This is a genomic window from Bacteroides nordii (assembly GCF_019930665.1).
GTDB classification, from domain to species: domain Bacteria; phylum Bacteroidota; class Bacteroidia; order Bacteroidales; family Bacteroidaceae; genus Bacteroides; species Bacteroides nordii.
Genome location: NZ_CP082886.1, coordinates 4,578,989 through 4,597,329 on the forward strand (window position 1 = coordinate 4,578,989; position 18,341 = coordinate 4,597,329).

9 protein-coding genes are annotated in these 18,341 nt (G+C 42.4%); 7 read left to right on the plus strand and 2 right to left on the minus strand.

Features of this window, described 5'->3' with window-relative positions:
- Positions 1-158 precede the first annotated feature (158 nt).
- The 4 genes from K8P02_RS17885 to K8P02_RS17900 are packed head-to-tail and all read left to right on the plus strand — an operon-like array spanning position 159 to position 9,843.
- On the plus strand, positions 159-1,541 hold the full coding sequence (locus K8P02_RS17885; protein WP_025866851.1) for a PEGA domain-containing protein: 1,383 nt from the start codon (positions 159-161) through the stop codon (positions 1,539-1,541).
- Positions 1,542-1,560: 19 nt separating this feature from the next.
- A complete protein-coding gene (locus tag K8P02_RS17890; RefSeq protein WP_044158031.1) occupies positions 1,561-4,230 on the plus strand; it encodes a hypothetical protein in 2,670 nt (889 codons plus the stop codon).
- A gap of 12 nt (positions 4,231-4,242) precedes the next feature.
- Positions 4,243-7,494 (plus strand): leucine-rich repeat domain-containing protein, encoded by a 3,252-nt coding sequence (locus tag K8P02_RS17895; protein WP_025866849.1) that lies wholly within the window; start codon positions 4,243-4,245, stop codon positions 7,492-7,494.
- Positions 7,495-7,506: 12 nt separating this feature from the next.
- A complete protein-coding gene (locus K8P02_RS17900; protein ID WP_195349268.1) occupies positions 7,507-9,843 on the plus strand; it encodes a fibronectin type III domain-containing protein in 2,337 nt (778 codons plus the stop codon).
- An 82-nt stretch (positions 9,844-9,925) separates the two neighbouring features.
- On the opposite strand, the gene K8P02_RS17905 is transcribed toward K8P02_RS17900, so the two are convergent.
- Positions 9,926-11,209 carry an ATP-binding protein gene (locus tag K8P02_RS17905; protein WP_002558403.1) on the minus strand — a complete coding sequence of 428 codons (1,284 nt, stop codon included), beginning with the start codon at positions 11,207-11,209 and terminating at the stop codon, positions 9,926-9,928.
- Positions 11,210-11,610: 401 nt separating this feature from the next.
- Between K8P02_RS17905 and K8P02_RS17910 the strand changes: the two genes are divergently transcribed.
- Positions 11,611-14,388: a GH92 family glycosyl hydrolase gene (locus tag K8P02_RS17910; RefSeq protein ID WP_002558404.1), complete on the plus strand. Its 2,778-nt coding sequence runs from the start codon at positions 11,611-11,613 to the stop codon at positions 14,386-14,388.
- 112 nt (positions 14,389-14,500) lie between these two features.
- On the opposite strand, the gene K8P02_RS17915 is transcribed toward K8P02_RS17910, so the two are convergent.
- Positions 14,501-15,391 (minus strand): AraC family transcriptional regulator, encoded by an 891-nt coding sequence (locus K8P02_RS17915; protein WP_002558405.1) that lies wholly within the window; start codon positions 15,389-15,391, stop codon positions 14,501-14,503.
- Between the two features lie 96 nt (positions 15,392-15,487).
- On the opposite strand from K8P02_RS17915, the gene K8P02_RS17920 reads away from it, so the two are divergent.
- Together K8P02_RS17920 and K8P02_RS17925 are read left to right on the plus strand one after the other, a co-directional pair.
- Entirely contained in the window at positions 15,488-17,233 is a 1,746-nt protein-coding gene (locus K8P02_RS17920) for a class I mannose-6-phosphate isomerase (protein ID WP_002558406.1), read from the plus strand.
- A 6-nt stretch (positions 17,234-17,239) separates the two neighbouring features.
- Positions 17,240-18,340 (plus strand): ROK family protein, encoded by a 1,101-nt coding sequence (locus K8P02_RS17925; protein ID WP_002558407.1) that lies wholly within the window; start codon positions 17,240-17,242, stop codon positions 18,338-18,340.
- Position 18,341: the final 1 nt, after the last annotated feature.

The window sequence follows — 18,341 nt, forward strand, 5'->3', positions numbered from 1 at the left end:
CTAGAAAAGTTTTGTCACGGAAAACCGTTACAAAACGACTACATATAAGTTAAAAATCAAACTTATCCGATCATTTTATTTGATAAAAAGAGGTTCATTTATAAACATTAATTATATTTGTTCGAAAAATACATTAATCCTAAATTACAGAAACAAACATGTCAAATAGCACTACTAAACGTCTGTTGCTACTATTTACCATTCTTCTATTTATTTGCCCGGCCATCCCTGTGCTTGCGCAACAAGGAAAAATCAACGTAGCATCTTTCCAACGTATGGAAAGCGACATTACTGCCCGCGTCACAGCTCCCAAACGGGACCAAAACGGTGAAGTCTGTGCACTTATCCGTATCGTGACCAATGTAAAAGACCTTATGTTTGAACCGGACGCCCTGGGAATCACGGCACGTGAAAACAAAACAGGAGAAATCTGGTTGTACGTCCCACGAGGTGCCCGCCGTATCTCCATTTTACATGACGAACTCGGTATTATGCGAAACTACTTCTATCCGGACATCATCGAAAAAGCCACCGTATACGAAATGGTGCTCAACACCGGTGATCGGGAAGATAAGCCTGTAGTTGAAAACAACATGCAGCTCATCGTAGTACGCCCCGAACCTGCTACCGCCAATATTTATATTGACGATGAACAGGTGCCGGTTGAGAATGGTCTGTTCAACGCTACCATGCCCAAAGGAGATCATACGTATCGTGTAGAAGCTCCGATGTACCAACCCGAAGCAGGTGTTATTTCCTTAGGGAGCAGCCCGGTAACCAAAAGTGTAGTGCTGAAACCCAAGTTCGGCTATATGGAGATATTCTCCCTGCCCGAACAGGATGCCAAAGTTTACATAGACACAGTTCTCGTAGGTACAACCCCTTACCGCAGTGATCGCATGGCTATCAAAGAGTATAAAGTACGCATCGAAAAGGAAACTTATTTCCCTATAGACACTGTACTGACTGTAGCTGCGGGCGAAACGGTACGTCCCACTTTCCGGATGATATCTACTATCAAGCCAAAAATCCCAATGAATACACTTGTCTTGCTGCAGGCCGGATACAACCCGAACTCTACTACCTTTGGCGCTATGTTAGGATTTGGTAAAAACAAGAACGGCTTCTACATCGGTTTCCGTAGCGACTTTAGTTCGGCAGGGAGCGACTTGGAATGCAACGAAAATGGCACAATAGGTGACGGAAGTATACCTCCGTTCTATAAAGAAGGAGTCACCCACCAATCGCGTATGTCAGTTACCGCCGGATATTTCCGTCGCCTCAACAAGACGATCTACCTTTATGCAGGAGCCGGATACGGCAGCCGTACTCTATCTTATGAACTGGATGAACGGGCTGAGGATGAAAGTGGAAAAAGCCTTGAGGGGATACAGGTAAAGGATACAAGTAAATCTCCCACCGGAGTAGCCTTCGAGTTAGGTGGTATTCTGCGTTTCAACAAATTCCTGATCTCTGCGGGGTATCACACAGTAAATGCCAAATATCACGAAATAAGTGCCGGTATCGGTATGATATTCTAACCCCAAAACGTAAAATGAGATGAAGAAATTCCTATATATAATAATGTGTGGGGTGCTACTCTTGTCAGGCTGCGAAGAAGACAACGAGCCGTTGGCATATCCGCCTACGCTTGCCAGTGGTAGCGTGACGGAAATGACAAGGGTGCAAGCCGTTCTTTCAGGAGCAGCCATCCCCCATCCGTCCAGCATCGTGAAATGCGATATCGGCTTTATGGTTGCCACCTCAGACAACATGGCCGATGCAGAATCCTTTGTTGGCACAGAAGAATCTGACGGCAGTAATCAATACCGGGCAACAGCTACAGGATTAAAACCGGGTACCCAGTATTACTTTTGTATTTATGCTAAAAGCGGCAATACACTGGTAAAAGGCCCGGTACAGTCATTCACTACAGAAGAAAGCATTGCTCCTATTGTAAGCGTACCAACCGTTATCAGTAAAGATGAGACTACCCTGACACTTAGTAGCCAGGTGACCGATGACGGTGACGATACTCCGACCATTCGTGGGTTTGCTTATAAAATATATATTGAAGGCGACCCCGACCCGACCAAGAGCGATAACGTAGTATTGGGTTCCCTCACGGCAACACGTGGAAAAGAGGATCCTTTCACTGGTACTGCTATCAATCTGCAATCCAATACAACCTATGCCATACGGGCATATGCCACCAATAAAACCGGAACCGGATATAGTCAGGTCATTACATTGAAAACGGATGAACTAATGACCCCTATTGTTACAATCGCTTCGCCCAATCCGGATAAACTGACTTCCTATACACTGGAGGTAACAGGAACCGTCACTGACGAACGGGGGTATCCGGTTCAAGAACGCGGCTTTTGCTGGAGTGCGGAAAATCGTCTGCCTGTAGTGATTGAAAACGGGCAAAATCAGGTAACAGCTGATGCAACCAGTACCTTTACCAAGGTAGTGACCGGATTGAATTCCAAAACGAAATACTACCTCCGCGCCTATGCTACCAATGAAAAAGGAACCGGTTACAGTTCTCCGATAGAATTTACCACTGTCGAAGAGCAGACTGCTTCACTGACGAAAATGATTGTATCGGATATTACTTCCGAATCGGCGGTACTCTCGGCTCTGGTAGCAACGGGAATAGGTGCAGAAATCAGAGAAAAAGGATTCTGCTATAGTAAGGAACATAACCCTACCAAGGCAGATAATCCGCAACCTTTCAACGGAGAAAGTAACCAAATGCAAACCAGACTTACCGCATTGGAAGAAGGCGTCACTTACTATGCCCGTGCTTATGCCACTACACGCGATGACACATTCTACAGTAATGAAGTAGAATTCACTACCAGTGCATTACTTGTGCCCGAGATTGGTAATCCTGTCTTCAAGAATGTCACGGAAACTTCGGCAACCATCACTGCCGTTATCATTTCTAATGGGGGAAGTGAAGTGCAGGAACGGGGAATCTACTATAGTCTGACCAATCAAAACCCGGAACAAGGAGGGGCAAATGTACAAACGGCTTTATCCGAGAGTGCAGATCTTGGTAAAATAACGGTTAATCTTACCGGACTGACCGGCGGGCAGAGATATTATGTGAAAGCCTTTGCGCGTAACAGTAAAGGAATCGGATATTGCAGCGCACCTGCCACTCTACTGACTGCAGCAAATACGGCACCCAAAGTGAGTAGTTTGACAGTAATGAACATTCAGGACGATAATGCCAAAGCCAAAGCATTCGTTTCCGATGCGGGAGGAAGCGGTTTAACCATTACCGAGCGAGGGTTTGTATGGAGTAATAATGGAATAACACCTACCCTGGAAAACAATACAGGTAAAGCCGTCGCATCAGGAAGTGCAGATAGTTTTGAAGCATTATTAAACGAACTGAATCCCAGCACCTCCTATATAGTACGTGCATATGCCAAAAACAATAAAGTGCAGGAAGCCGGATATAGTCAGCCCATCAACTTTATGACAGGACAAACCTATGCACCTACTTTGACAGAAGGAAAAAGAGAATTAGTCAAATTCGATCGGATCACCATTAGTGCTGTTATTGCCAATGACGGAGGAGCTACCGTTACCGATTATGGTATCTGCTGGGCACCTGCCGGTGAAACTCCGAACATTAAAGGGAATCATGTTAAAGGGATAATGACAGGAAATACCTTCACCGCAACAGCTACAGGACTTACACATAGTACCTCTTACAGCGTAGCTGCGTATGCCAAGAATAAAGACCGGAATGGAGTTAGTTATATTCCCTTTGGTGATATAACGACTACTGCATTACCTCCCCAACCGGGCGATAACCCTACACCAGATGATCCAATTCTTGGTAAAAAACCATCAATGAACGGTGTGTATAATTCGGGAACATTCCCTACAAAATTAGTTATTACTTCCGGTATTAGTGACAAAGGGAGTGCAGCAGTTACAGCCCAAGGCTTTATTTGGAGTGCTACCGAACAAAATCCTGAAATAGGGAAAGCAGGATGTACCAATGTATCCATCACTCCAGGAGGAGAACTGAAAACTGTTCTCACCGGACTGACACCGGGCACTACTTACTATATACGCTCCTATGCCACCAACGATGTAGGTACAGGATATAGTAACACAGCCTGGCTGACTACCGAACCGGGAGACAAAGTAGAACCCGGAGAAGGAGATAATCCCACACCGGAACCAATTGATAACAAATAAAAATATCCAGATATGAAACGAATCAGTATCTATTTTATCATGCTTGTAGCTGCATTCAGCCTCAGCATAGGCGTACAAGCCAAAACAATAACAGTAACAACAGCAGGAACGCTCTCATCGTATCTGTCTTCTGAAGAGACACAAACCGTTACAGAACTTATTATCAGCGGCCCACTGAACGGTACAGACATTGCATTAATACGTACTACCGCAGGAAATCTGGAAAGACTCGATCTGACCAATGCAACCATTGTAGAAGGAGGTACTCCATATACCTCATATAATGGACAGGATTATATGACTCAGAATAATATAGTTGGCAGCTATATGTTTCGGGGAATGGTCAATCTGATAGATTTAAAATTTCCTAAGAACGTTGTAGGGTTAGGAAGTTATACTAAAGACGGATCTTATTCTACATGGAGCGGATATAGCGTATCCAACTGTCCGTCATTGGAAACCGTTACACTTCCAAGTACATTGCTATGGATCGGAGAATACTCATTCGATGCATGCAGTCGTTTGAAAGAAATCATTATTCCGGAAGGAGTCAAAATAATGGGGCAATATACTTTCAAGGGCTGTCAATCATTAAAAAAAGCCTCCTTACCAAGTACACTAACAGATAGTTTCACCTATGATGGATGTACTTTCGCCAGTCAATATAATAGTGGTAGCAACTTTGCTGACTGTACTAATCTGGAAGAAGTCATCTTGCCGGAAGGTCTTACCTTATTGTATTCATATATGTTTTCCGGTGCAACTTCTATTAAGCATATTACATTGCCCACTACACTAAAAGTAATAAACAGCGCTTTCAATGGATGTAGTGGTCTTTTAGAATTAGAACTTCCAAATGGATTAACTCAATTAGGAAATATGTACGGTTGTAGCTCATTGAAATCATTGGTTATCCCCGAAAGTGTAACTGAAGTAGGTTCTTTGGGGAGCTGTACACAATTGGAATCAATTACACTCCCCTCTGGATTAACAGGATGGTTGCCCGACTTCAATGGCTGTAGCAACCTAAAAAGTATTACTATACCGGATAATGTAATTGGAATTGATAGACGAAATTTCATCGGATGTAACTCGTTAAAAACAGTCAATATCTCCGCCTCATCAAAACTTGAAGAAATTAAAGAGGAAGCTTTTCAAGGGTCCTCTATTACTGAAATTCATTTACCGGAATCTGTTAAAAAGTTAGGACGTTATGCTTTCGCATACTGTACACAACTGACACATGTAACTCTCCCTAAAAATAACACTGCTTTCCAAATGGAAAATTTTGTATTTACAGGTTGTTCTGCTCTGGAAAACATCAATCTGCCTACTTCTTTAACCTCTATCCCTCAAGATGCCTTTAGTAATTGTACATCATTAAAAGAAGTCACTCTCCCGGGAGCACTTACAGAACTTGGACATCAAGCTTTTAAAGGATGTACACAACTCACTAAAATAACGATTCCCGGAACCATTACTTCATTTTACAGTTCCGTATTCGCCAATTCTGGACTCACAGAAGTAACAATTAACAATGGTATACGAGAAATTGGGGAAAATGCTTTTGAAAATACCCCCCTCACCAGTATTACATTTCCTAAAACCATTACACGTATCAGTGGACTTGGAAACAGTAATATCACTAACATTCATTTTGCAGAAGGTGCAGAACCTACAGAAATTGCGGAAAATGCATTTTATGGATGTAAAATTGCCACTTTTAATATCCCTGCAAGTGTAACAACCATAAAAGAGGGAGCTTTTCAATACAGTAGTATTCAGGAAATCACAATCCCCGAAACAGTAACTACCATAGAAGATCGTTGCTTTAATAACTGTAACGAACTTACCAAAGTTACTCTCCCTACCAATATGACCGAATTACCAAATAGCATGTTTTGGAGCTGTTCCAAACTAAAAACAATTCAATTACCATCTAAATTGGAAAAAATAGGGAGCCATGCATTTCGTGACAGTGGAATCAATGCAATGCAACTCCCACAGAACTTAAAAGTAATAGAATACTGGGCCTTTAACGGATGTACTCAACTGAAAAGTATTACTCTTCCTCCTCATCTGGAAAAGATAGGAGAACGAGCTTTTGAAAGTACCTCTATCAATAATATTGAAATACCGGCTACCGTAACAGAGATTGGAGAAAGAGCTTTCCGGTGTTATAATTCATCTGAAGGATCCTACAAATCCTACTTAAATACCGTAGTATGGAACCCCAGTTGGGAAGTTCCTTATAATGTATTCTCTGCAGCGACCTACCTCTACATTCCTGAAAATGGAAGTGTAGCATCCAATGCAGAATACAATTTCACCTACATCTTCCGGGGAGGTGTTACCGACCAAATGGAGATCAAAACAGATGGAAACCAATTCAGCATTGCCAAAGAGTTAAAAGCAAAGAAAGTGTATTACTACAAAAACTTCAATACAGAGAGTGGGTACAATTCACCAGCTGGCTGGAAAACCATCGTATTACCGTTTGATGTTGATCAATTTACGTATACGCGGTACTCTACCGAACCCGACGCTACCGGAACCCCACTGGCACCTTTCGGCAATACCCTTTTAGAAACGGATGACACAGCCCTGCCATTCTGGTTATACGAACTTACTCCAACCGGATATGTCTCAGCCACTTCAATACAGGCCAATAAACCTTACCTCATTTGTATGCCTAACAACCGGGCCTATCCGGAAGCCAATAATATTACCGGTAATGTTCGTTTCTCTGCAGAAAATGGCGCAGGTGTTCTACTTGCTCCTACCGAAAGTGCCCTACAATCGTCAGAGGGTGCCAACTACAGTCTTGTACCAACTTATGCTACAGTTGAAAAAAGCGAACAGGTATATTCTTTAAATGAAACAAGTTCATACTTTGATGGTAACAAAGACTATCCCGCCGGTAGTGTATTTATCCGTAATTATGCCGACGTAGCCCCCTTCCAGGCCTATGTACAGACCAAAGCCGCTCCTGCATCCGCTCCACGGCTATACAGCATTGGTGGCGATGGAGGCAGCATCACCGGTATCGGAAGCATGATCCTGACCCCGGACCAAGCCACCCGGACATACAGCACAAACGGCATTCTCTATATCGAAAGTAATGCTGTCCGCACCATTCCTATTTATGATGCCAGCGGACGTACCATACGAGTGATCGAAGCTCAGGAAGGCCGCAACGAAGTGAACGGACTGGCAGAGGGCATCTACTTCCTTGAAGGACAAAAAGTAATGGTAAAAAAATAACGAAGTATCAACATGATTCAAAAACATCAGATACAAATAATCAGGTACCTGCTCCTTACCCTCATCCTGCTTTTACCGGCAGGATGTGATAAGGACGAGGAACCGATGATATATGCGCCTACACTGGTGACAAACAATGCTACCGGACTGACGCGATATGATGCGGTACTGACAGGTTCGGCCATTGAAAACCCAAAGAGCGTGGGAAAATGCAAGATAGGATTTCTCTATGCCGAATCGAGTTCGATGAACAATGCAAAGGAGGTAGAAGCCCAGGCCGAAGACAAAAACCAGTACACTGTAACACTGGAAGGCCTGTCTATCGGAAAAACTTATTACTACTGCATTTATGCCAGTACCGGATACAGCAAAGTGAAAGGAAATGTGATAAGCTTTAGTACACTCGCCAGTGAAGCACCTACTCTCAATGTACCTGTAGCCGAAAGCAAAAGCGAAACGGGAGCTATCCTGACCAGTGGTGTAACCGATGATGGTGGTAGCGACTTGACAGATTTTGGAGTAGTTTACAAGGTAAAAACAGAAGAGGACAATGTGGATCCCACTGAATATGATATCGTAAAGAACGCGTCATCAGGCTTTACATCCGAAGCCTTCACTGTAGAACTAACCAATCTAAAGGCAAATACCACTTATCTGATACGGTCTTATGCTAAAAACAAAACGGGTAAAACCGGATACAGTGCCGAAAGTATCGAAATTACTACAGATGCATTGAAAGTACCAACAGTTACCTGCAATCCGGTTGGTGATATTTCAGCCTATACAGCACTGGCTACTGCTCGCGCTGTAACGCCGGATGCAGCCTATCCGATACTGAAACGTGGCTTCTGTTGGAGTGCCGAGAATCAGGTTCCTACCATAGACAATCTGAAAGAAGAAGTTGCTTTAGGAGCAGCCGACTTTTCTAAACTACTGGAAGGTTTGAATACCGGTACGAAATATTATCTCCGGGCTTATGCAGAAAATGATAAAGGCATAGGATACAGTCCGGTGGTAGAGTTTACCACACAAAATCTGCAGGTAGTGGGTTTTGAAACAGTACCACAGATCAGTAATATCACTGTATCATCAGCTGAAGTAACCGCCGTTATTACCGTGCCCGAAGGTACGGAGATTCTGGAAAAAGGGATTTGTTATGACATCTTCTCCACCAAGCCGGGTGTAGATATGGAAGGTGGGCCTAAAAAAGATACGAGTAGCGGAAATAACATCCACATAGCCATAAACGGATTACAAGAAGGTACCAATTATTATGTAACTGCCTATGCCCGAACAGTCGACGGCTATTTCTACAGTAATCCAACATCATTCCATACCGTACAAACCCACGTTCCTACTCTCGCTGTACCGGTTATAAATAATATTGGTGAAACAGTAGCCACCGTGAAAGTAGAAGTCACTACCGATGGAGGCAGAGATATAGAGGAAATCGGCTTTTGTTGGAGTAGCGAAGTATCTGCACCTAACATAAACGATAACGATCACATCACTGAAGTTGGCAAACTGACCACCTACACCAAGCAGATCTCTAATCTGAATAAAGGTATCAAGTACTACGTACGAGCCTATGCCAAAAACGTAAACGGAGTGGCATATAGTCCCGTGACAGAGTTTACCACTCAACTAAACAGTGCACCGGAAGTGGAAGACCTGACAATGAGTATTATTAATGATGATAATGTTACTGTGCAGGCTACCATCACCAATACCGGAGGATTGAGTATCCTTAAAAAAGGTTTTGTATGGTCGGATTCCAGTAATGCTACTCCAACTCTGGAAAACTGTCTTGATAAGAAAGAATTGGGTACCGGTTCTGATGCTGGCGGGCGTTTTGAGACTCAAATAGTAAATCTTACCATGGCTACTCCTTATTATATTTGCGCATATGCAGAGAATGAAAAAGGGATCACTTACAGTATTCCCGTCCGTTTCGTTACAATTGCTACCTATACCCCTGCCGTAGGATATCCTTCGGCAGAGAACATCACTGCAAATACAGCTGATATGTCAGCTAACATTTCGAATGACGGAGGAGCCGGTGTCACTGAAGTAGGTTTCTGCTGGAGTGAAAACAGTTCGGAACCGGTAATAGATGAAGCGAAAAAGAACTATGCAAAAGCACAGGTAGCTACTAACTTCTCTACTAAGATTTCCGGATTAAAAGCAGCAACCTATTATTATGTAAGAGCTTATGCAAAAAACAAGAATGGTATCTCATACAGTAGTGGTTACAGTAGCTTTACAACGCTGACTACTACTCCCGGTCCGGATGATAACCCATTGCCCGAACCCCAATCTGCCCCAAAAGCACGAACGGTAAGAAAGTAAAACTCCTTTTTATATTCTCTCAAACATAAGGTGAGGCTCCCCCGACACGATCCTAAATGGATGATGTTGGGGGAGTTCTTTTTTAAGGCAAAGCATATAACGGCACATTTGTCATCCAACTTTCCTCCCGATAATCAGACATAGAGAAACGTATTCCCTTAAGATCCGGATATCGGGAAATAAATGAACGCAAACTTTTTGCATGCAGGTTTTCCTCTGCCTTTACTTCTATTGGCGATATTTTGTCAGGCAGCTGACACACAAAGTCCAACTCCCCATCCGAACGTTCACTACTCCAATAATAAACAGACACTTCCGGACAAACAATCAATTGCTGTAATACATACTGTTCTGTAAACATCCCCTTAAATTCTGAAAAAATACTATTCTCTACCAACATATCAGCAGCAGGAGCTTCAACCAATGCACCTAACAGACCACAATCTAACATGTAAAGTTTGAACACCGATAAGTCTTCATATATCTTCAAGGGCATCGCCGCCTTCTTAATACGATGTATTTTATATACCAATCCACAGTCTACCAGCCAGCTTATAGCCTGTTCAAACTCACGGGCACGAGCTCCTTCTTTCATCAAACCGTATATAAACTTCTTATTCTCTTTAGCCAATTGTGACGGAATGGAATTCCACACCATACGGATACGCGGCACTTCAGACGCAGGAGCATGCTTTGAGAAATCCTGTTCATAAGCATTCAAGATCGCCTTTTGCAAGACACGTACACGATTCAAATCATGTGTATTTATATAAGAAAGTACCACTTCCGGCATCCCTCCCACATAATAATATTGGCGGAGCAAATTGATCAATTGTGCCTTAAACATACTGATCAGTTGCCAGTCTTTATTATCCAACAACTTTAGAAGCTTCTCTTCGTTCAATGCCTGCAGAAATTCCCGGAAAGTCATGGGATACATATCTACAAAATCGACTTTACCAACAGGAAAAGAGGTTCCTTGATGAAGAGCAATACCTAACAATGAGCCGGCTGCCATCAAATGATATTGGGGAGCATTCTCACAGAAGTACTTCAATACAGTAAGCCCTTTGGGCGCTTCTTGTATTTCATCAAAAATAATCAGCGTATCCTCGGCCTGAGGTTTCACGCCCGTTACTGCTTCTATCGCAAGCAAAATACGGTCAATAGAGAAATCAGCTTCAAATAAAGAACGCATCTGCTGATTACTTTCAAAATTCACATATGCAACTTGTTTATAGTTCGCTGCACCAAATTCTTTCATCAGCCAAGTCTTCCCCACTTGCCTTGCTCCTGTTATGATTAAAGGCTTACGATCTTCCCTACGCTTCCAATCTTCTAATTGCTTAATTGCTTTCCTTTCCATATACTACACTTTTTCGGACGAAATAATGAGTAAACTTACACTTTTTCGGACGAAATAATGTAAATCAGCACACTTTTTTCGGACGAATTAGGTGTTTTTCTTCTTTATTCACTAAATACAGACACTGCAAACTACTTCTTAAACATCTTTGCCACAAGTAGATACCAAACAAATGCTGAAACAAATTCCACAAAGACACCAATTGAATAATGAACCTGAATATAGACAGTACCACAACAGAACAGGAGATAAAAAGGCATTAGAATGACAAGCAACCGGAAATCATAAGATAGTATAAGAGATTCAGAACAAATAGACTTTGAAATAGACTGAATACACACTATTTTTGCAAACAGTTGTCGAAAACAACGCTGCCTATTAATAACTAACAGAATCTAAAAATGAAAAAGAAAGAAAAGCCACTCTTTATCCATTGCAAATCATGCCGGATAACTCTACTTGTTTTTGTATGGTTACTCCCACTTGTCAGCGCATATGCTACCCCTTATAATATTGCAACTCGCGCACAGGTAAAAGCCTCTTCTTTCATGCCCGGATTCGAACCGGAAAAGATTATCGACGGAGCAATCCGCCTGTACGATCAGGGAGAATGGCGTTCTCAGAGTAAAGAGACATTTTGGGGGTATATTGATTATCCATGGATAGAATTAAAATGGGACGAAGCACAGCCGATAGAAAGAATTATTTTGTACGACCGCCCCAATCCCCAGAGTCAGATAGCGGGAGTTACTATCCACTTCAGCGATCATTCTAAAATCTACGTAAATTCAATTCCCAACGACGGTGCTCCAAAGGTGATTGATTTCCCTACGAAACTCAGCTCTTTTATTCGTATTGAAAGTACGGACGCAATGGGCACCAATGTAGGGCTCTCCGAAGTGGAAGTCTACCCATCCATCGAGGGATATCATGATTTTGTAGAAAAGGTAGACCCTTATATCGAGACTGCACGAGGAAGATATTTCTTCTTTGTTACGGGAAGCCTGCCCTTTGGCATGATTAGCGCAGCTCCTATGACACGAAACAAAAACCAGTACGGCGGCGGATACAATTATAATTCTAAAGAAATATTAGGGTTTCCGCAGCTGCACGATTGGATGAATGGCGGCATTGTACTGATGCCTACCACAGGCGAAGTGTCCACCAAGCAGGGAGAAGAGGGATGGAAATCATCCTTCTCACATGAAGGAGAAACAGTACGCCCGGGTTATCACAAACTATTTTTAGACAGATATAACCTATGGGTAGAGCAAACCGCCACAGACAGGGTAAGTTTTTATCGCTTTACCTATTGCAACGATGCTCCCCTTGCAGATATACTGCTCAATCTGGGAGGATATGTAGGTACAATAACCATGACCGAAGCAAATATCCAAAAGGTCAGCGATCAGCAAATAGAAGGCTCCGTCAATACCATGGGAAGACTATGGGGAGGTCCCGACAATGTAAAAGTATATTACGTTATGCAATTTAGCAAACCAATGAAAGCCATAGATGGTTGGGATAACCAAACAGAATACCGGAACATAGAATCTCTGACAAGCCATGAAAAACCGACACGGCGCAATGCCACCGGCATGACGTATTGGGATGCACCTTCTTCAGGTATCAAAGCACGCTTTACAGCTAAAACAGGTGAACAAATCTGTGTAAAGGTGGCTATTTCCTATACCAGCATAGCCAATGCACGGCTCAATATGGAAATGGATTGTAATCATTGGGACTTTGATGCAGTGCATCAGCAATCACAAAAAGAATGGAATGATTATCTGGGAAAAATAGCAGTGAAAGGTGGTACAAAAGACCAACAAATCAAATTTTATACGGATCTCTGGCATGTGTTGCTGGGACGTCATAAAATAGACGATTATTCCGGTGACTATCCGGATTATACACAAGGAGAACAACAAGGTAAACATACAGTAAATGCCGTGTTCAAAAAAAGAACCTTACCTAAGGACGCAAATGGAAAAGTAAAATTCCATATGTATAATTCAGATGCATTTTGGCTCTCACAATGGAATTTGAATGTACTCTGGGGATTGGCATGGCCAGAAGTTTTAGATGACTTTTCCGCCTGTCTGGTGCAATATGCCGAAAACGGCGGACTGTTGCCTCGGGGACCCAACCTTGGTGGATATTCGTACATCATGTCATCTTGCCCGGCTACCAACTTACTGACCGCTGCTTATCAAAAAGACATGCTAACCAAAACAACTCCGACAGCTGCTTATAAAGCAATGGTCAACAACCATAAAGGCGGAGGAATGTTAGGTTCTAAAGAGCAAATTGACTTCTATGAACAGAACGGTTATTTTCCGGGTAATGCCGGATGGACGATAGAAGCTGCCTTTCAGGATTGGGCACTATCTCAAATGGCTGGAAAACTCCGGAAAAAGAAGGATGCGGCATTCTACCTGAAACGGTCCCAAGGCTGGGAAAACCTTTTCTGCGATAAAATCAACCTGTTGATGCCCAAAAGCAATAAAGGAGAATGGTTACATCAAGATCCTTTAAGCGGAGAGGGTTGGATAGAAGCCAATGCCTGGCAGGCTACATGGGGAATATCTCATGGATTAAGTAGACTGGCAGAATTAATGGGAGGAAAAGATGCTCTGTGTACCAAACTGAATGAGGCTTTCGAGCGATCCAAAGAAGATGATTTCGTATATGGGTATCGCGATGGATATGTGAGTTACGCCAATCAACCAGGGTGTTCGAATGCCCATGTATTCAACAGAGCAGGCCGACCAGACCTGGCACAATACTGGGTAAGACGTGTCAACGAACAAGCATACGGAGCAACTACCCCTGATAAAGGTTACGGCGGACACGACGAAGATCAGGGTCAAATGGGAGGAGTAAGTGCCCTCATGTCAATAGGAATGTTCAGTGTAGACGGAACTTGTTCCATCCAACCCGTTTATGATATTACGTCTCCCGTATTTGATGAAATCACCATCCGGTTGGATAAAAAGTATTACCCCAATGGAGATAAGTTTATCATTAAATGCCATAACAACAGCAAAGAGAATTGCTACATTGAGAGAATAGCCCTCAATGGTAAAGAACTGTCAGAATGCCTGCTCCCGCACAAAGAATACGCAAAAGGAGGAATCTTAGAACTCTGGCTAAGCAATTCCGCACCCGTAAAATAATGATATAACGTTCTGTTCAAAGGGTCAGAGGAAGTCTGTCTGTTGAAGGTATGTAAAAAGTAATAAAGTGCCCCGGAAAAGTTCTTTGTCCAACTTTCGCGGGGCACTTTGTTTATTCACTGATCTCTTTTTTTCGGTAAGCAGTAGGCGATACTCCCATAACTTTGGTAAAGACCCGGGAGAAATAAGCCTGTTCTTCAAATCCAAGCCGTAGAGCTATCTCATTCAATTTCATATCGGTAAGCTCAATATATTGACAAGCCTTCTGAATTTTCAGTCGAATAAAATAGTTGATAGGAGAAGTACCGGTCTCTTTCAAAAACAGTGCCGAAAAATGAGACTCCGAATATTTAAAATATCCGGCCAAGTCCTGTAATGTCAAATTACGATCTATGTTTTCCTGCAGATAGTAAATCACCCGCATAGAAAATGAAAGCGGCTTATGTCTGGGAACACCGATATCCCGAAATTGCTCTTGAAAAATGAACGTAGATAAGAAAGAGTACAGGTACATCGCTGAATAAGCAAAATATTCTTTGATATATCCCATGGAAAAGCTATTATAGATTTCTTCAAACAGCTCAATACGAACTTGCTGACGCGAGTGTTCATCCGAAAGAATAATCCCCGGAGATATATGAACAGTAAAAATCGAATGCACTAATTTACCGCTAAAATGAAGCCAGTAGATGGTCCACGGCTCATCTATATCGGCCTCAAACGAATAAGGGACATGGGGAGGGATAAATATATACTGCTTCTGCCGTATCTGATACGTCTTCCCATTAATATGATACTTACCTTTTCCGTCGACACAATATATCAGCATTGCATAATCTGTACCCGATTCTTTTTGCACATAATGATATTTCACCTTCGGGAAAAAACCGATTTTACGTACATAGAGATTCTCTATCAGAGGATCTTTACTATATTCTCTTAACAAATTTTCGGGCAGGGATACAAATCGCTCTCCTTTAAACCCTTCCTTTATTCTTACCATAGTACAAAATCATAAGATTGTATAAGAAGATCAGAACAAATATACCTCAAAAAAAGCAATAAGTAAAGTATATTTGCAGAAAAACAATTCGGCAAAATGAGAAAAAGTAATTATGACAAGACCCCTTCAACTCGTATAGAAGGAAAGATATGGATAGGATGGAGTGAAATCCTGAATAAATTAAAGAAAACAGGAGTAACTGGTGATTTCCGAAAGGTTTTTGTAGTAGAGTGTTATCAGGGAGTAAATAAACAAGAACTTCTTTCTTATTTTAAAGAACTATCTCCGACACTATTGATTGATACGGAAAACTTGTTTAAGTCACCAGAAGATATTGAGCGTATGACAGCACCCTATATGACGGAAGACAGCTTATTCGGGTATACTTCACACTTTTCTTACAAAAACTTCCTGGATACGGAAAAGGTGGCAGCCTGCCGTGAACAAATAACACATACGAACGGACTCATTGTTTTATGCGGACATGGAGCAGCAGAGGTTTATCCTCACCCGGACCTACTTATGTACATTGATATGGCACGTTGGGAAATACAGCAACGCTTCCGGAGAAAAGAAGTGAACGGATTAGGAGTTAGAGACAAAGAGGTTGCCCCCTCCCTTCACTACAAACGAGGTTATTTTATAGATTGGATAGTATGCGATAACCTTAAAAAGAGGCTATTAAATAAAGTTGATTATTGGCTGGATACCCATATCAGTGATCTCCCTAAAATGATCGAAGGAGAGACCTGGAAAGCCGGTCTTAAAAAAACAGCTTCTTCTCCTTTTCGTGTAGTCCCGTTTTTCGACCCGGCTCCATGGGGTGGCCAATGGATGAAAGAAGTCTGCGATTTAGACAAGACGCAAGCCAATTTCGGTTGGTGCTTTGACTGTGTCCCCGAAGAAAACAGCTTATATTTGAATATTTCCGGAACACTCTTTGAAATGCCATCCAATAATCTCATTTTCTATCAACCTCGTGAAGTTTTGGGAGAACCGGTAGAAGCCCGTTTCGGAGAAAACTTTCCGATTCGTTTTGATTTTCTGGATACGATGGGAGGAGGCAATCTCAGCCTGCAGGTACATCCTACAACCCAATATATCCGGGATACATTCGGCATGGCCTATACACAGGATGAAAGCTATTATCTGCTAGATGCACAAAAGGGTGCAACTGTCTTTTTAGGAATAAAGACAGGCATAGATCCCGAAGAAATGATTGCAGCCCTGCACGAATCGCAAAAGACAGGGAAGAAGTTCGATACAGAAAAGTATGTAAACCAATGGCCGGCAAAAAAACATGATCATTTCCTGATTCCGGCCGGAACAATCCATTGTTCCGGAGCGGGTGCAATGGTGCTCGAAATTAGCGCAACGCCAAGTATCTTCACATTTAAACTTTGGGATTGGGGACGTTTAGGGTTAGACGGTCGTCCTCGTCCCATAAACATCCGACATGGTGCTAATGTAATTCAATGGGAACGACAGACTGATTATACACGCCGGTATCTGGTTAATCACGTGGAAAAGATTGCAGAAGGAGAAGGTTGGTATGAAGAACGTACCGGATTACACGAAAATGAATTTATAGAGACACGCCGCCACTGGTTCACCGGCAAGGTTTTGCACCATACCGGGAATAGCGTTAATGTTTTAAATGTAATTGAAGGAGACGAATTAATAGTGGAAAGCCCCGACGGAGCATTCGAACCGTTTACTGTTCATTATGCAGAGACATTTATTATCCCGGCTTCAATCAACCAATATACCATATCTCCAGGTGCAGCATCAAAAGAGAAGCGATGTGGTACAATCAAAGCTTATGTTCGATTTAAACAATAATAAATTATGAATTATAAAGAAGAACAACGCATCATAATGACTTTGGATGCGGGTGGAACCAATTTTGTATTTTCGGCAATAGCCGGAGGAAAAGAGATTGTAGAACCTTTTGTTTTACCTTCTGTTCCAACTCATATCGACCATTGTCTGAAAAATATAGTGACCGGGTTCCACCATATACTAAAATTATTACCGGAAACTCCGGTAGCAATAAGTTTTGCATTTCCGGGGCCGGCCGATTATGAGGCAGGAATTATTGGCGATTTACCCAACTTTCCGGCCTTTCGAGGCGGAGTTGCTTTAGGCCCCTATTTACAAGATCAATTCGGATTACCTGTTTTTATTAACAACGATGGTAATCTGTTCGCATACGGAGAAGCAATGACCGGCATTTTGCCGGAAATAAACAACCGGTTAAAAGAAGCCGGTAGTACCAAACGTTACCAAAATATCATTGGTATAACGTTAGGTACAGGTTTTGGAGCCGGAGTAGTAACAAATGGTCAACTCTTGTTGGGAGACAATGCTGCCGGTGGTGATTTATGGTGTCTACGTAACAAAAATCATCCGCAATTTATTGTAGAAGAAAGTGTCAGCATCCGGGCTATAAAACGTATGTACGCAGAACGTTCCGGTTGCAAAGAAGATTTAACCCCTAAAGATATCTATGAGATTGCGGAAGGTAACCTTCAAGGAGAACAGGAGGCAGCCAGGGCCTCCTTTGCCGAACTGGGTGAAGTGGCTGCAGAAGCATTATCTTGCGCCTTAACATTAGTAGACGGATTAGTAGTTATAGGCGGCGGATTAGCAGGAGCTTCTAAATACATACTACCTGCAATGATAAAAGAGCTAAACGGTACTATACGTATGATGGATGGAAGTATCTTCAACCGCTTACAAATGAAAGTATTCAATCTGGAAGATGAGACAGAATTTGCATCATTTGCCGGTTATCAGCCCAAACAGATAAAGGTTCCCGATACCACTCGCTTTATATCTTACGATTTATATAAACGGACAGGAATAGCCGTTACCCATCAAGGCACCAGCCGTTCCATTTCATTAGGTGCCTATACTTATGCCCTTAATCAATTAGACAACCAATAAT